The 16753-nt window shown below is 45.6% G+C and carries 15 protein-coding genes; 2 read left to right on the top strand and 13 right to left on the bottom strand.

What is annotated here, in order from left to right; all coding sequences use genetic code 11:
* Positions 1-241: 241 nt before the first annotated feature.
* On the top strand, positions 242-991 hold the full coding sequence (locus tag DXA36_RS18950; protein WP_118681048.1) for a copper homeostasis protein CutC: 750 nt from the start codon (positions 242-244) through the stop codon (positions 989-991).
* Between the two features lie 118 nt (positions 992-1109).
* Here DXA36_RS18950 and DXA36_RS18945 read toward each other — a convergent pair whose 3' ends face one another.
* A complete protein-coding gene (locus tag DXA36_RS18945; RefSeq protein WP_118681047.1) occupies positions 1110-2432 on the bottom strand; it encodes an alpha-amylase family glycosyl hydrolase in 1323 nt (440 codons plus the stop codon).
* A gap of 717 nt (positions 2433-3149) precedes the next feature.
* Here DXA36_RS18945 and DXA36_RS18935 point away from each other — a divergent pair.
* Complete coding sequence (locus tag DXA36_RS18935) at positions 3150-4004, top strand: deoxyribonuclease IV (protein WP_182479159.1); 855 nt, start codon at positions 3150-3152, stop codon at positions 4002-4004.
* Positions 4005-4138: 134 nt separating this feature from the next.
* On the opposite strand, the gene DXA36_RS18930 is transcribed toward DXA36_RS18935, so the two are convergent.
* The 12 genes from DXA36_RS18930 to DXA36_RS18870 all read right to left on the bottom strand — a co-directional run bounded on the left by DXA36_RS18930 (position 4139) and on the right by DXA36_RS18870 (position 16743).
* Positions 4139-6556, bottom strand: a complete 2418-nt coding sequence (locus DXA36_RS18930; RefSeq protein WP_118681045.1) for an ATP-dependent DNA helicase — start codon at positions 6554-6556, stop codon at positions 4139-4141.
* Positions 6557-6745: 189 nt separating this feature from the next.
* A complete protein-coding gene (locus DXA36_RS18925; protein WP_118681044.1) occupies positions 6746-6982 on the bottom strand; it encodes an HPr family phosphocarrier protein in 237 nt (78 codons plus the stop codon).
* Between the two features lie 291 nt (positions 6983-7273).
* The gene (locus tag DXA36_RS18915) at positions 7274-8062 is read right to left on the bottom strand and encodes a TIGR03915 family putative DNA repair protein (protein ID WP_118681101.1); all 789 of its coding nucleotides are present in this window, start codon (positions 8060-8062) and stop codon (positions 7274-7276) included.
* A 25-nt stretch (positions 8063-8087) separates the two neighbouring features.
* Positions 8088-9422, bottom strand: a complete 1335-nt coding sequence (locus DXA36_RS18910) for a putative DNA modification/repair radical SAM protein (protein WP_118681042.1) — start codon at positions 9420-9422, stop codon at positions 8088-8090.
* A gap of 204 nt (positions 9423-9626) precedes the next feature.
* Positions 9627-10826: a glycosyltransferase family 4 protein gene (locus tag DXA36_RS18905; protein WP_118681041.1), complete on the bottom strand. Its 1200-nt coding sequence runs from the start codon at positions 10824-10826 to the stop codon at positions 9627-9629.
* Positions 10795-11835 (bottom strand): glycosyltransferase family 4 protein, encoded by a 1041-nt coding sequence (locus DXA36_RS18900; protein ID WP_118681040.1) that lies wholly within the window; start codon positions 11833-11835, stop codon positions 10795-10797. Before DXA36_RS18900 ends, DXA36_RS18905 begins: the two co-directional genes overlap by 32 nt.
* A gap of 39 nt (positions 11836-11874) precedes the next feature.
* Complete coding sequence (locus DXA36_RS18895) at positions 11875-12531, bottom strand: TVP38/TMEM64 family protein (protein ID WP_243114684.1); 657 nt, start codon at positions 12529-12531, stop codon at positions 11875-11877.
* Between the two features lie 179 nt (positions 12532-12710).
* Entirely contained in the window at positions 12711-13847 is a 1137-nt protein-coding gene (locus DXA36_RS18890; RefSeq protein ID WP_118681039.1) for a S8 family serine peptidase, read from the bottom strand.
* Complete coding sequence (locus tag DXA36_RS18885; RefSeq protein ID WP_118681038.1) at positions 13840-14289, bottom strand: hypothetical protein; 450 nt, start codon at positions 14287-14289, stop codon at positions 13840-13842. The genes DXA36_RS18890 and DXA36_RS18885 overlap by 8 nt, the downstream gene beginning before the upstream one ends.
* Positions 14286-15065 (bottom strand): carbohydrate ABC transporter permease, encoded by a 780-nt coding sequence (locus tag DXA36_RS18880; RefSeq protein ID WP_182479158.1) that lies wholly within the window; start codon positions 15063-15065, stop codon positions 14286-14288. Before DXA36_RS18880 ends, DXA36_RS18885 begins: the two co-directional genes overlap by 4 nt.
* A complete protein-coding gene (locus DXA36_RS18875; protein ID WP_118681036.1) occupies positions 15062-15919 on the bottom strand; it encodes a carbohydrate ABC transporter permease in 858 nt (285 codons plus the stop codon). The genes DXA36_RS18880 and DXA36_RS18875 overlap by 4 nt, the downstream gene beginning before the upstream one ends.
* Complete coding sequence (locus DXA36_RS18870; RefSeq protein ID WP_182479157.1) at positions 15916-16743, bottom strand: ATP-binding cassette domain-containing protein; 828 nt, start codon at positions 16741-16743, stop codon at positions 15916-15918. Before DXA36_RS18870 ends, DXA36_RS18875 begins: the two co-directional genes overlap by 4 nt.
* Between the last annotated feature and the right edge of the window lie 10 nt (positions 16744-16753).

The following is a 16753-nucleotide window of genomic DNA, read 5'->3' as shown; positions in this document are numbered from 1 at the left end:
ATCTGTATTACGAAAATGAGAATAACACTTTTCTCTAAACTTGTAAATAGTTTTTATAAACTTTTTTAACAAATTATGAATTTCATAAGATTTTGTTCACAGTTTGTACACATTCATCGCTGAAAACAACAAAAACATCCTTTTATGGTTTTTCCTTTCTCCCTGTGATACACTGGATACAGGACAGGTCCGGCCGGGAGTATGGCCCGCGGACCGGAAATATATAACAGGAGGTTCTGCCATGTCTTCTTATTTATTAGAATGCTGTGTTGACTCCGTGGAATCCGCTCTTATTGCCGAAAAGGGCGGGGCTGACAGGCTGGAGCTGTGTTCCAATCTGATCATCGGAGGAACCACCCCCACACTTTCCCTTTTCCGCCGTATCCGCATGCTTTCGGATATCCGGATCCATGCTCTGATAAGGCCCCGTTTCGGCGATTTCCTATATTCCGGGGAAGAATTCCAGGTTATTGCGGAGGAAGTGCGCCAATTTCGTCAGGCGGGCGCAGAAGGGGTGGTCATCGGCTGCCTGACCCCTGCCGGTTCCCTGCATATGGAATATATGAAGCAGCTGATGGAAGCGGCGGACGGGATGTCCGTTACCCTGCACCGTGCCTTTGATATGTGCCGGGATCCTTTTGAGGCGCTGGAGCAGTCCAGGGAGCTGGGTATCGATACCATCCTCACTTCCGGCCAGGCCCCTTCCTGCCTGGAAGGTATCGCACTTTTACAGGAGCTTCAGGAAAAAGCGGGAACGGATCTGACCATACTGGCGGGCGCAGGTGTAAATGCCGGCGCTGTACGCACCCTGCTTGCGGAAACCTCTCTAACAGCCTTCCATATGTCCGGCAAACGGATACTGGAAAGCGGCATGCAGTTCCGCAGATCTCATGTCTCCATGGGCATACCCGGAATGAGCGAATATGAAATCTGGCAGACCGACGGGGATGCCGTCCGTGCCGTCCGCAGCCTTCTGGATGCCCCCGCATAAAACCAGGATAACGACAGGTGATCCCGTCCCCGCCTTTCAGGGCTTTAAGACGGAACCGTTTGGACAGACTGCACAGGAAATACGCAGGCCCGCCTGAACGGTTCCCCGGATCATCTCCTTACGCTTCACATTTCCAGTAAAAAGCGCTGTAGGGGGGCAGCGTGCTCCCTCCGCCGAAATCATGGCTTTCACCGCTAATCAAATCAACCGCCGTTCCGCAGCCTGCATCAAAGTGCGCCGTATATGGCTCGCCATCCGCATTTATTGCTACAAGCACCCGTTCTCCCTGCGCCGCCCGTTCAAAGATACACTGCCTGTTCGTCAGGACAACAGAACTGAAATTTCCATAATTGAGCGCATGTGACGCCTTTTTAGCCTTTGCCAGCTTTCCGATAAACGCTGTCAATTCATTCTCCTGCGGCTCCGCAAAACATGCGCGCAGAGCCTGATCGCCGTCACTCTTATTTCCCATGGCTCCCCACTCGCTTCCATAATATACACAGGGAATCCCCGGCATTCCGAACATCATGGCATAGATCAGAGGCAGATGCTTTTCATTTCCCAGAAGGCTGGCTATCCTGGTCACATCATGGTTATCCACAAAAGAAAACAGATGCAGCCCTTTATACAGCGTCCAGTTTTCCGCTCCGAACTGTCTTAACAGGGAATGGTTAATTTCAAACATATTCATGCTGTTAAAGCTGGAATGCAGTCCCTTATAGCATTCATAATTGGTAGCGGAATGCAGCATCCCCTCATTCACCAGAACCTTATAGTCCCCGTGCAGCATCTCTCCCACAAGGAAAAAGTCCGGCTTCAGCCCGTCACAAAGGCTGCGGAGCCGTCTGACAAAGTTGTGATCCAGGCAATAGGCCACATCCAGCCGCAGGCCGTCTATGTCAAATTCATCCACCCAGAATCTCACACTGTCAAAAATATGGGTAATTACTTCCTCATTCTGCAGATTAAGCTTCACAAGGTCATAATTGCCTTCCCAGCCTTCGTACCATAAGCCGTCATTATAATTGGAGTTTCCTCCCAAATCAATATGGAACCAATGTAAATAGGGAGAATTCTCCCTGTTTTTCACCACATCCTGAAATGCCCAGAAGCCTCTTCCCACATGGTTGAACACACCGTCCAGTACCACGCGGATCCCTTCTTCATGAAGGGTTTCACAAACCTTTTTGAAATCTTCGTTTGTGCCAAGACGGCAGTCCACCTTTCTGAAGTCCCTGGTATTATAGCCATGGGTATCCGATTCAAACAACGGAGAAAAATAGATGGCATTGGCACCCAGCTTCTTTATATGCCCAATCCAGCCGTTAACCTTTTGTATTCCGGCCTGTTCCGATGCAGGAGTGCTTCCGTCATTTTCAAACGGCGCCCCGCAGAACCCCAGAGGATATATCTGATAAAATACACTTTCGTAAGCCCACATACTTGTGTCCTCCTAACTAAATTTGCTTTCGCCCCGTAACAGTTCGGAGCATACGGAACTGTTACGCCGCCTCTCCTTTTGATGAGGCGCATGTGCACGCTATAGTATACCATATCCCATTTTCGCTTTCCACTTTTTATTTGCATCGTTTTCCACTTATCCATATGTGTGGATAAGCGTAATTCACACCTTTTTTTCTATTAGTTTTTTCCCTGTTTCTGTGGATAAGCCTTTTAAATTATCCACATTGATTTACATAATAAAATTGACTGCTGCAGTTTTTTTACTTTATATCGACCATGATGTGAAAATGTGTATAACCGACTCCAAACGTGTCAATTCGACAATATCTGCAAAAGAAATCCCCACTTTCCACATAGTTATCCACAATTCCGACTGTCATAAACATGTTTTCCACATGTCATTCCAGGAAAACTGCGTGTCATTTTCTGATAATCCGCACATTCCACAATTTTTTCCACATAACCACTATCCCGCCTGCCCGGGGGGAACGAGGGAACCATGGCGGCACCGGCTTTTTTATCTGCCCCCGTGACGAAACATACCATGGACATCCGGCAGAACCTGTGATATACTAACTTGCTGTCTGAAAAGGCGGCGCTAAATACAGGAAACAGGAATTTTGACAGTGCATGTGAAGGGACTGAACAGTTATAACCGTTCACACAAATCTGCATTACTATGGAGTTTTCATATATGATAAAAATAGGATCACATGTAAAAATGGGCGGAAAGGATATGCTGCTTGGTTCTGCCAAAGAAGCGGTTTCCTATGGAGCCAATACCTTTATGGTCTACACCGGCGCCCCCCAGAATACCAAACGGAAGGCGATTGGAGAACTGAATATCGATGCCGCCCGGGATTATATGGCGGAAAACGGGATAGAGGACTTTGTTATCCACGCCCCTTATATCATTAATCTGGGCAATTCGGTAAACCCGGATACCTATACACTGGCTGTGGATTTCCTCGCCCTGGAGCTGGAACGCACCATTGCTATGGGCAGCAAGATCCTTATCCTCCATCCGGGTGCCCATGTGGGCGCCGGGACCGAAACCGGTATCCGCCGGATCGTCCAGGGGCTGAACGCGGTGCTGACGCCGGATACCCCCTGCTGTATTGCCCTGGAAACCATGGCCGGCAAGGGTTCGGAAATCGGCCGGAGCTTTGAAGAACTTGCCGCCATCTATGATGGGGTAGTCTGTAATGAGAAATTACGGATATGCTTTGATACCTGTCACGTGAATGACGCAGGTTACGATATCGTAACGGATTTTGAAGGCGTTATGGAACAGTTTGACAAACGGCTGGGAAAGGACCAGATCGCGGTCTTTCATATCAATGACAGCAAGAACGTCCTGGGAGCCGGCAAAGACCGCCATGCCAACATCGGAGAAGGTACCATCGGCTACGATGCCTTAAGGTATATCGTCCATCATCCCGATTTTCCGGGTATTCCCAGAATCCTGGAAACGCCGTACCGTCCGGATCCGGAAAACCCGGAAAAGACGCTTCCCCCCTATAAGGAAGAAATTGAATTATTGCTGTAACTGTTCAGCAGGTAAGCGCATTTACTGGGCTTGCCGTAAGAAAATGCGGCGGCAACAGACATCCGGGCAATCACACATAAGGCAAATCCCCCGCCGGCAAAAAGGAATAACCTTGCGTTGGCGGGGGATTTCCCTCAGCTTTTTTCTTTTGTGAACAGCCATTCATCCCAGAACCGTTCCACCCGGCGTGCCACTCTGTCTGCCGTGACCACTTCGTATTCCTCCCATTCTCTGGGGAAGAGCTGCTGATAAGCACCGTTCAGGAACCTGTCATCCAGAAGGGCCACGATACCCACATCCTCCGCGGTACGTATTACCCTTCCTGCGGCCTGAAGAACCTTATTCATACCCGGGTAACGGTAAGCATAATCAAATCCGTTTTTACCGGCGGCATCGAAGTAGCATTTCAGAATTTCCCGCTCATTGCATACCTGGGGAAGGCCGGTTCCCACGATGATTGCCCCTATGAGGCTGTCATTCTTCAGATCGATACCTTCACTGAATATACCTCCCATAACACAAAACCCCAGAAGGCTCTTTTCCTCTTCCACCTCAATGTCCATGTGAATCACATCGCCCAGCTCACAATTCCGGTTTCCTTCAAAGCGGCCCAAAAATTCTTCCCTTTCCGCTTCACTCATGATATCCTCCTGAATCATGCACTCTTCCGTTTCCGTATCCAGGAAGTGTTCCTCGTAGACTTCAAACACGCTCTGAAGGAAGGAATGAGAGGGGAAAAAGATCAAATAATTCCCATGGCGCATCCTGGTAATCTCATGAAGATAGCTGGCGATATTATAATATTCCCTGGGTGACCTTCTTGTGTACTTGCTGGTGACATCACTTCCTATATAAAGTGCCTTTTTCTTGGGATTGAAGGTGGATTTGGCATATACCTCAAAATCTTCCTTGTCTCCCCCCAAAAGGCTCTTATAATACTGGATGGGCAGAAGTGTCGCTGAAAAAAGTACGGTGCTCCTCGCCCGTTCCATGCATTCCTTCAGATTCACCGAAGGATTTACGCAAAACAGCTTCACAAGGAAACGGTCATCCTCCTCCAGCTCCGTATAAATCACATAGTTGTCGTCCAGCTTGTCATAGATCAGGAGGAAATGGGACACCTCAAAAAAGAAGTCCAGCACCTCATCCCTGACAGGGCTATCGTCATGCTCCTCCAGATATTTTTCCATGGTTTCATACAGCCGCTCCACAGCCTGTACAAAAGGCTCGATGGAACCTACAATACGGCAGTCCTCACATTCCCGTTTCAGAGGAAGAAGCTCCCTGCTGCACCGGTCCAGCTGGTTTTCCATCTTGCCGTCATATTCCCGCACTATCTTTTTTAAAGCCAGGAAATCTTCCTTCACCAGTACCGCACTGTACATTTCCCTTCCCCTGTCCACCAGGTTATGGGCTTCGTCGATGAGGAAAATATACTGCCCCTGTACACCCTCCGCAAAAAAACGCTTCAAATATACATGGGGATCGAAAACATAGTTATAATCACAGATAATCCCGTCGGAAAAAAGGCTCATGTCCAGGCTCATTTCAAATGGGCACACCTTATATTTCCGGGCATATTCCTCCACCTTTTCCCGGTTGTAATGATCCTCATGAATCAGCAGATCGTAGATCGCCTCGTTAATCCGGTCATAGTGGCCGTCAGCATAAGGGCAGGCTCCGGGATTGCATTCCGTTTCTTCCATAAAACAGATTTTATCCTTCGCGGTCAGAATAACCGTCTTAAACCGCAGCTGTCTCTCCCTAAGCAGCTGGAAGGTATTATCCGCCACCGTACGTGTGATGGTTTTAGCCGTCAGGTAAAAAATCCGTTCCGCCTTGCCTTCCCCAAGAGCCTTAACAGCGGGGAACACCGTGGAAATTGTTTTTCCCACCCCGGTGGGGGCTTCTATAAACAGCTTCCGCTTATGCACAATACTGCGGTATACATAGGTAGCCAGTTCCTTCTGCCCTTCCCTGTAGGGAAATGGAAAATCCAGCTGGCGGATGGAAGCCGTCCTTGTCTTTTGCCACTCGTTGGAGAAATCCGCCCATTTTTTATATTCCTGCAGCAGGGCATCAAACCATTCATCCAGTTCGGCACGCTGGTAGGTATTCACAAAATACCGCAGCTCTTCTGTTTCTATATTACAGTAGGTCATCCGTACCTTCATCTGCATGCTTTCATGCTCTCTGGCATACATACAGGCATAGCATTTGGCCTGGGCCAGATGGACATCCACCGGCTCTTTCATTTTGTCCAAATCACGGTAGGTTCCTTTAATCTCATCTATGGTAACAACGTCTCCGCTGATAACTCCGTCGGCCCTGCCTTCCACCACCAAATCGTAAGCAGAAGTGCTCCATCTGTAGCGCATCACTACCTCCGCCTGGTAATCGGATCCCATTCTCCGCTGAATCATGCGGTGGATCCGTCCGCCCTCCGCCATAGCATTATCAGGTGCCGCGCCCTTCCGGTTGTCTATACTGCCGCTGCGCAGGATAAATTCCACCAGGCTGCGCACGGATATTCTGATTTCCACGTTACACATTCCTCCTTATTAAGAAAACATTCTGCCGCATCAAAACCCGGGAAAAATTCCAGTCCAAAGGAGAGCCCTTCTTTACGAACAGACAAAAACTCCCTATAAAGATAGTACACACTTCTTTACAGGGAGTCAAACTTTATATGGGTCTAAAACAATTTATACCGTACAATCGTTCTTATTCACGCCATTCATTCAGCAGGCAATTGCAAATTTTCTGAGGTAATTGTCAAATTCTTTGCTGTATCCATGACAGGTTACTGTCAATACACGGGTAAGGTCCAGTCCATACACACCAAGAATAGATTTAGCGTCTACCACATAGCTGTTATACGCTATGTCAATATCGAAATCACACCTGGAGGCCGCGTTTACAAAATCCTGTACCTCGTCCGGTCTCAGCACAATTTTATACTGATTGATTCCATTCATACTTACCACTCACTTTCATCCTTTCCTTAAATATACCGTAACTGTTCAGTGACTTCCCGGATATATACAAAAACCCATGATATACCGCCCGGGGCGTTTGTGTTTTTGCACTCCTGTCTCACTTTCTTACTTGGATTTATCATATTATACAGCATTGGGTAGAAATGTAAACCCCCATTTTTCGACGTAAAATGACAGGTAAAAAAGCCATACTGCATTATGTCCCGGCATGGAGCCAAACCCGCTCCTTTCTTTGTCTAAAAGTGTGATTTCCGGTGTTTGCCCGCATTTTCACCGTCCCGTTTTCTGCTCATTCTTTACAAATTCTATCATATATTCTTGGAACCTGTAAGGGAGGTTCTGTCTCTGCAATTTCTTATTCTCCCGTTCCTTTATCATTATCTTACGGCAGAAATACCGGAAAAGTTCCTGGATATTTCTTTCCTCCTCTGAAAATTCCAAATCCCGCTTTTCCGGGCCATGCTCCATTTGAGCCATAAACCAGGGGTTTCCGGCCTGGTGGATGCCGTAAAGCTTCCGTCCCTTATCATAAATAATAAAATTTTCTTTCGGAAACCGGTCCGCAAAATGAGGCATCATAAAGGGAACTACATTATTCTTTGGTCCGATTTCCCCAAAAAGGACACCCCCTGCGGTCTCCTCAAAGCGCAGGAAACCCAGAAGATGATGCGCCTCGTTTCCGGCAGACCTGCTCAGTTCAAAAACACGGCGTACATCGGCATTTCCCAAATGATCCTGCAGCTTCCCGCGAAACTGCCCCTTAAGCCCTTCCGCAACAGCCCTGTAGACGGCCTGCCCCTTATCCGTTTCCCAGGAGGATAACGCATAACAGAACTGCTCGTAGCATTCCTCCCCGAATCGGGAAAGAATGGTCCGCCTCACCTTATCCGCCTTCTGCACGTCCGGTGTAATCTCCCTGTATTCAGCAAACAGACGGAGGTTTCCGTCCTCCCCAATCTGTATATAGGTATTGTCATGATCACACTTTAAAGCATATGCGTCATAAATCCCGGTAAACACGCCTTCCTGGGAATCTTCACAAATAAATATCTGTTCCATCCTTACACCCTCCGTATATAAACGGTTATCCCAGCTGCCTGATTTCCTGCTGTTTTGCCGTAAAACGGACATCATCAAACAGCGACAGCTGCCGGAAAGACATCCCTCCGGCTTCCGCCGGCAGCTTTTCCTTCACCGACAGCAGGTTACGGGTTATATAGTCTTCCTCCATCCTGGTATTATACATCATACGCCCCTGGCAGGTTATGAAATAAAGCGCCCTCTTCAGGACCACTCCTATCTTCTTTAAATCCTCAAAACGCAGGCAGGCACTCCGCCGGGCCTTTACTATCCGCTGGGCGCTTTTCACACCGATTCCGGGCACACGCAGCAGCGTGTGGTAATCGGCGCGGTTTACCTCCACCGGAAAACATTCCAGATGCCGCAGCGCCCAATCCTCCTTGGGATCCAGCAGTACATTGAAGTTGGGCCGGCTCTCATCCAGCAGCTCCTCCGCCTGAAATCCATAAAACCGCAGAAGCCAGTCCGCCTGATACAGTCTGTGCTCCCGAAGCAGCGGAGGGCCTCCCGGCAGCGCCGGAAGCTCCTTGTCCTCATTTACCTGCACAAAGGCTGAATAAAATACCCGTTTCAGGCTGAATTTATCATATAGATTCTGGGCCACCATCATCAGCTGGAAATCGCTCTCGCCGGTAGCACCGATAATCATCTGTGTGGATTGTCCCGCCGGTACAAATACCGGCGCATGGCGGTAAACCGCCACCTCATTTTTGTTCTCGGTTATTCCGTTCTGTATCAGCCGCATGGGCGTGAGAATATTCTTCCTGTGCTTATTGGGGGCCAGCTTCTTCAGTCCCTCCGCGGTAGGCAGCTCCAGATTCACGCTCATCCTGTCCGCCAGGAATCCCGTAAGGCGCACCAGCTCCGGATTGGCCCCCGGGATAGCCTTTACATGAATATAACCCTGGAAGTGATACTCCCTGCGCAGCTTAAAAAGCGTCCGGTATAAAAGCTCCATGGTATAATCCGGGCTGTACAGAATCCCCGAACTCAAAAACAGCCCTTCTATGTAATTCCTTCTGTAAAATTCAATGGTAAGCCTGCATACCTCCTCCGGCGTAAAAGAAGCCCGGGGAACATCGTTGGAGCAGCGGTTGATGCAGTACTTACAGTCATATATGCATTCATTGGTAAATAGAATCTTAAGCAGGCTGATACAGCGGCCGTCTCCGGAAAAGCTGTGGCAGATCCCCGCCTTAATCGCATTCCCCATACCCGTCCCGTCTCCGCTGCGATCCGTCCCGCTGCTGGTACAGGCCACATCATACTTCGCCGCATCTGTCAGGATCCCCAGCTTATCCATAATGCTCATCTGTCTGTCGGTTATTCCGTAATCCATTCTGCCCCTGCCTTTTCCTGCGCTTCCATCCCTTCTTACGCATGCGGAAACGCGGAGTTAAATCGAACATACGTTCTTTTCCATATTATAGTACATATGTTCGGTTTATGCAAGTCCAAAAAAGGTAAAAATTCCTGCCGACATAAAAACCCACGGAGGAGAATCCATGGGTTTAGTCCGTGAGTATTTGCTTTCCGCTTATCCTTAGGAAGCCGCCGCCCCTTTAAAGCCTATGCGTATCCGGCTGCGTCTTCCCGCAAGCGCGGCCTGATACACGCCGCACACCTTTTCCCCAAACTGTCTGGCACCGAACTGCAGCCCTGTCTGTACCGCCCCCGCGGACAGGAAATTCTTCCAGTCCACATCCCCGGTAATTTTCAGGCATTCATCCCGGAATTCTTCAAAGGTTTCGTATTGGTAGCCGTTTTCCTTATGCTTTACAATCCCTTCCACACAAGGATCTTTTCTGCATACTACCGGCAGTCCGCTGGAAAGGGCCTCCAGATAAGTAATTCCCTGGGTTTCGCTTTGTGAAGCGCTGACAAAGAGGTCTGCCGCCCGGTAATAGGCAGCGGTTTCCTCCGGTGTGGCCATCCCCGTAAAATGAATGCGGCTGCTGTTCTTCTGCTCATCCGCCAGAAGTTCCAGTTCCTTTCTGTACGGACCGTCCCCGACGATCAGAAGCTCCAGTTCCTCCCGGTTCATCTTCCCGAAATAGGAGATGATTTCTTCTATATTTTTTTCCTTGGCAAGGCGGCCCAGAACAAGCAGCACCTTTTTTTCTTCTCCGATTCCGCAGCTTTCCCGTACTTCTCTTCTGTCCCGATCCACCGTTTCCCAGCAAACCGGCAGAAAGCGTTCCAACCGGATACCCGTGGGAATCACCGCAACAGGGCGATCCACGCCATAGGAATCAAGAAGCCCTTTCACCTTCTGGGTAGGAGCAATGACAAAATCCGTTTTTTCCAGGATAAACCGGGAAAACCACGCGGCCGCCTGTCTGCCCCAGGGCCTTCCGGCGCTGAAATAGTGGGTGTAGTCCTCATATACCGTGTGATAGGTATGAACGACCGGTATTCCCAGCTCTGCCGCTATTTTGCGGGCGATCAGGAAGCTGCTGAACTCGCATTGGGAATGGACGATATCCGGCTGCCAGCCAAGCAGTTCCTCGTACAGCCTGTTTCCCGGAAAGCATACAGCCCTTGCGCCGGGATAAATCCTGCTGATATCCACGGAACGCATGTAATAGACATCTCCTTCTTTATAAGAGTGTCCCGTATCCGATAGGGTAGCCACCTTCACCTCATGCCCTCTGCGGATAAGTTCTTTTTTTAATGTCAGGACAGACGTAACGACACCGTTAATCACCGGTTCATACCAATCTGTTGTAATTAGTATTTTCATAGGTCCCCTCCTCTAATAAGCCGGCATAAATTTCAGCAAGAACCGTTCCTATTTTACTGATACTGTTATCCCCCACCAGCCGGTAGGCTTCCTCCGTCAAATCCGGAAGCTGTTTTTCCAGGATCGCCGGTATAAGCTTTTCGAAATCATCCTGCTTCTTCCCTTTATAAACGGTCTTTCCATGTGTAAGCCAGCCTTCATATACAGGGATATCCCTCACGAGCACCGGCGTATGCATCGCCATGGCTTCCAGCATGACAATCCCTTCCGTCTCTTCCAACGTGGGAAAGAAGAATAAATCGCTTCCGCTGTAGGCGTCCATCAGCTTTTCTTTGCTGATATAGCCCGGGAACTGCAGATTGGGAAGCTGCGTCCTGACCGCCCTCCTGATCCGCGGGGGAATCAGGGCGGTGGGTGTGGAGCCAAACCAGATAAATTCATATTGGGGATACCGTTTTGCCATTTCCACGAAATCAAGGATCCCTTTTCTTTCTATATAATGTCCCACCCCCAGCACAACCTTCCGGGAAGCGGGAATGCAATAGGTTTCCCGGAATCTCTTGGCTCCCTCTTCGCTCTTTTTATAAACGGCCAGATCAATACCGTTGGAAAGGGGCACTATGGGTTTGTTTAATCCATAAGTCCCAAGAAGCCGTGCGGAATAAGGTGTGGGTGTAATTATCACATCCCCGCTTCTATAGCACCGGCTGATCCATCTCCGGAACAGTCCTGCGGCCATATTCGATCCCACAAAAGAATTCCTGAAATCCTCCATGGTGGAATGCCCATAATAAACCACCGCTTTTCCCTGCATACGGGCTTTTACGCTCATCCACAGCGAATCCGGGAACACGGTATTCAGATGGACCACCGTATAATCATCTTTTGTATCAAATGTATAAGGGATCCCCGCATTTTCCAGCGCCCGCGCCTGGTGCTCCATGGCCCGCCCCACACCGCTTTTACCTGCCACCTTCATACCGCCGTTATAAAGCAATACTTTTTGCATTTTCCACTCCCTCTTTCTTTCCTGCCTGAACGAACATGCCTACCGGATCATCTGGAGAACCTGGGTAAATAGCAACTGCAGCCCCAGAGAATATGCCGCAATGGATAACGGCTTGCCAAGCAGAATAATTATCATAAATTTTTTAAATGACATGGATGTTACGCCGGCCAGAAAGCAAAGCAGATCATCGGGCGCCGCAGGGAAAAATATAGCCAGTGCAAACCATTTATCAAAGGTGCCGTTTTCCATCCACTTCAGATATTTTCCATATTTCTGACCGTCAGCCGCTTTTTCCACAGCCTGCATTCCCAGCCTTCTGGATATCTGGAAGGCACAGGCCGATCCGATACAGATACCTACGTAATTATATACAAAACCCCACAACGGCCCGAAAAGCAGCACGCCGCCCAAACAGGAAACCCCGCCCGGTATAATAGGAACCACTACCTGAACTACCTGGATTAAAATAAAGATGAGAGGCCCCCATATCCCAAAAGGCTTCAGGAACTGCTCCATAGCCTCCTGAGAGGTAAACAGCCCTTTCTGCATACCGTATATAGTAAACGCCGCACAAAACGTAATTCCCAGCGCCGTTATTACGTAAGAAGGCTTTATGAGCCTTTTCCCTTCCGTTCTTCCCCTATATTCCATATTCGGTTTCAATTCTGCCTTTTTCATTCCCGCCGTATATTCCATACCCTGCTCCTGTTCTCCTTATACATCCGCTTCCTGTCTGTTATTCATTGTCTATATCCTACCAGGCAAAGCTTAAAGAACAGCACGGTAATTTCTAAATATTTCTTTAACAAAACTGATATTTTCACTTAAAAAAGCGTCGCCTGATGGCAACGCTTCCTGTTTTAAATGGTTTCCTTTTATTCCTCTTCCCATAAGATCCTTATTTTATCAAATTCATTTTCTATAGTCCCGGATATCATATGAGTCACTGCTAATGTATAATCCTCCGTTTGAAAATCTTTTTTTTCCAGACACACCACTAGATAATCCAATTCATAATATTGGACAAAGAATTCCGCTGCATGATAAAACAATTTATAATCAGGAAACCATATAGATTCTTTCTCAACCGGATTTCTTCCTATTTCAACCATAATGCTGTAATATTCATTCTTTTTCATAAAACTTATGAATTCTTTGCCGACCTTGATTCTTTTCTTCGATTCATCACATATAAACAGGATAGGAACCGATACCTTTACCGGTTGCATACCATGTAATCTATTTACATAATTTTCTTTTTCGATCCTTGACCAGACAATATCTCTGTAATATCCATAAAAATTCTTACCGCGGTTATACAATAATATAGAACTGCATTCCACTCCGGATAGTATATGAAATACATCTAAGCCAGATTTCTTCATCAGTATCTTGTAAACCATGGCGGTAACCACGGGAACCGCGAAACTGTTTTCCCCACAAATTAAATTTATCTTACCGGTCGTATACATTAGTTCATGCTTACCCGCTGCCAAAAAATCGGGTTCAAAAAGCCCTTTCTTCCCCAACACACATTGAGCCCCCCATAAATTATCGCATACCCGTACTCTGATAACTCCAATAAGATCAGCAGGAACAACAGAACGGTTATTATTCCCCATTGCAGCTACAATGATATGTCCTTTTGTAACCATTCCGGCTATCTGGTTTCTTAAAGTATTTTGATTAATATGACCAATTACTCCTAAACTAAGACTGCATATTTTAATTTTATGCGATTCGCACCATCTTAAGGCAAGTAACAGCCTGTCGACACTTCCGGTATGTGACATCTCGTCCAGGACCTGAATACATATTATTTTATTACAACCCGTATATTTTTCAAAAATTGCTGCGCAAATTGTTCCGTGGGTTTCCTTTCCATGTTGCTCCCCGCCTTTGGATATTTGATTATTATCAGCAAAATAAAAATCAATTTTATTTTTTTCAATTCCTTTAAAAACATCCAAATTAACACAATCATCTATAATAGCCACAGATATATTATGCATTTATTTTTTTATCATCCTCCGGATTCAACCACTTTATAGTTTCACCATCCGTTAACACAGCGCTGGATTTTATAACTATATTATCCAGATGTTCAAGTCCAATTACCTGTATCCTTACATATCCCTTCTCATTCCTTACCTCCCCTGTCCCCTCTCCCTGATAAATTTCAACAGGAACTGCTTTTACATAATACTCTTCCCGAAATCTTCCAGGCCTTTTCAGTACTTTAAATATATATTTCCCATTCTCATTTCCTGTTATTGTTTCTTCTGGGACAAAAAATGTTAATCTCTCTTCCTCAAAGGAAAAACTTCCCTCATAACAAATGGAGGACACCTCCGGTACAGTATTTCGGTAAATCACATCGCTGATAACCGTAAATACAGCCAAAATCATGCAGCATATTCCCGAAATAATCAAAATTATTTTTTTCCTTTTCATACCCTGCAAAACCCTATCCCATCCATAAGATCATCTTCACTATAGAAGAACAACAGTAACGTTGGTAATGATGCAAGAATACCGCATACACACAACACAGCCCTATTACTTTCTTCTATCTGTGCTAAAAAAACAGATAAAGGGTATCTGTATGCATTCCTGATGAAAATTAAAGGCTGTTCCACCATATTCCATGAGTCAATAAAACATAACAAAACTAATGTTACAATTGACGCCTTACATTCGGGCAGCATGATTTTAATTAATATTGGAAAGGGATCTCCTCCATCCAGCATAGCGGCTTCCACATGTTCCTTCGGGCAGGCATCGAATGACTGCCTCATTAAAAATACCCCAAAAGGAGAAAAGATGGCAGGAAGAATAATAGCTAAGTATGAATCGAGCAAATGTAGTTTATCTATAACAATAAAATTAGATACTAAAGTAACCTGATAAGGCATCATCATTATAATGATTAACAGATAGAAATATATATTCTTTCCAGGTATAGGAAAACGGGAAAGTCCATATCCTGCCAGACAAGACAAAATGACATGCCCCGTCACAATAACTGCAGACAGCAGCAGTGAATTCCAGAACTTAATCAAATAATCCGGACAGGAAAGAAAGACCTCATAATACCCCTCCAGACCATATTGCTGTATTTCAAGTCCTAAAAAGCCTTTACTGAATGAATTTACTGCTGTATATATAACCGGAAATAGAAACAGCAAAAACAGTAAAGTCAGTATAAGATTTAAAACCTTTTTTTTCATAAATAGGATCCCTCCCATCTATTCTTCTTTTGGAACAGCAGGAACACTAACAGCCATATAATAACAAATAATAGAATACTTGCAACAGATAGCCTTTGATAATTAAGGCTTTGGAAATTATTATTCATAAAATGCTGCAGCATATATATACTGCTATTCGGACTATCCCCTCCAATCAGATAAGCCTCTTTAAAACATTTGAATGAGTTAACTATAGCAATAACAATAACGAAAAAGAAACTGGGAACCAATTGAGGAAAAGTAACATACCGGAAAATCCGGATGGCATTCGCACCTTCTATTTTTGCAATATCTTTTAATTCCGCAGGAATACTATTAAGCCCTACTAAAAAGATAATCATTCCATATCCGCAATTCTTCCAGACGTACAATCCAACTAAAATAAAAAAAGCATATTCGGAATTCAGCAAATCCTTCGGAGTACTTCCAATCAGGGAAAAAATACTGCCGACAATCCCATCATTCCCGAAAAAATCTTTTATAAAAAAGACGATCCCCGCTACAGGCAATACCATGGGATATAAAAATATGATCCTGTACAAAGTATTTCTCCGGCCGATTCCCTGCAGCATTACTGCCAGAAAGAAGGATATAACAACTGCAGCCGGTACTCCAAACAGCAGGAAACGCATTGTATTATATATTGCTAACCGATAAGCGTGGCTGCCAAGTACAGACTTATAATTCTCAAATCCAACAAACACCTGTCCCCCGACTCCACCGGTCAGGGAATAAATAATACACCATATGACCGGAATGAGGTAAAATACTAGGAAACCTGCAGAATATGGAACTATATAACATAAGCCCTGCTTTATCCGCTTCTTTTTCATATCTCCCCCTGTCTTTTAAATTTGTCTGCCTGATAATTATAAATCCTTGCAAACAACTTCTCTTGTTTTAAAAGTTCTTCCACAGTCCCTTGTTCTGAAATAATGCCATTATCTAAAACCACAACTTTATCAACCCTGTTTAATACAGAAAAACGATGGGCAGTAAACAAAACTATCTTATGAAAGCAATTATTAAATATATAGTTAAAAACTTTTTCTTCCGCTTCAGGATCGAGAGAAGAGGATGGCTCATCAAGTATATATGCCGGCTTATTTGGAAACAAAGCTCTTGCTAATGCTATTTTTTGTCTTTGCCCTTCTGATAGCTCAATTCCTTCATTGGAGAAAACTCTCCCTAAATAAGTGTTCAAATCTTTTTTGCATAATTTTACAACATCATCCATACCACACTTTATAAGGAAATTCTCTAATTCTTCCTCTTTCGTATTACTGCTGTTCAGCACAATATTTTCTTTTAAACTAAATTGAAAATTGCGGCCGTTTTGAAAATAAATTCCAAAGCAAGAACGTAAATCGCTTATATTATACTCTTTGATATGCTTACCATTAATGAGTATCGTGCCTTCCGTAACATCATATAAGCGTAAAAGCAATTTAATGATGGTTGATTTACCGGAACCATTGATACCAACAAGGGCAACATGTTCTCCTTTACTAATTTTGAGATTGATATCCTTTAAAATTTCTGTATTAGAAGAAGGATATTTGAAACTGACCTGACAGAATTCTATATGTTCAATAGTTTCGATTTTGATTTTTCCTGATTTGATACTTTGTATTGATAATTTATTAAATTTGTCCATATTCTGTATC

The sequence above is a fragment of the Eisenbergiella sp. OF01-20 genome (assembly GCF_003478085.1).
In the GTDB taxonomy this organism is placed as follows: Bacteria; Bacillota; Clostridia; order Lachnospirales; family Lachnospiraceae; genus Eisenbergiella.
Note: the sequence above shows the minus strand (reverse complement) of the source record. Positions and strands in the feature narration are given on the sequence as shown.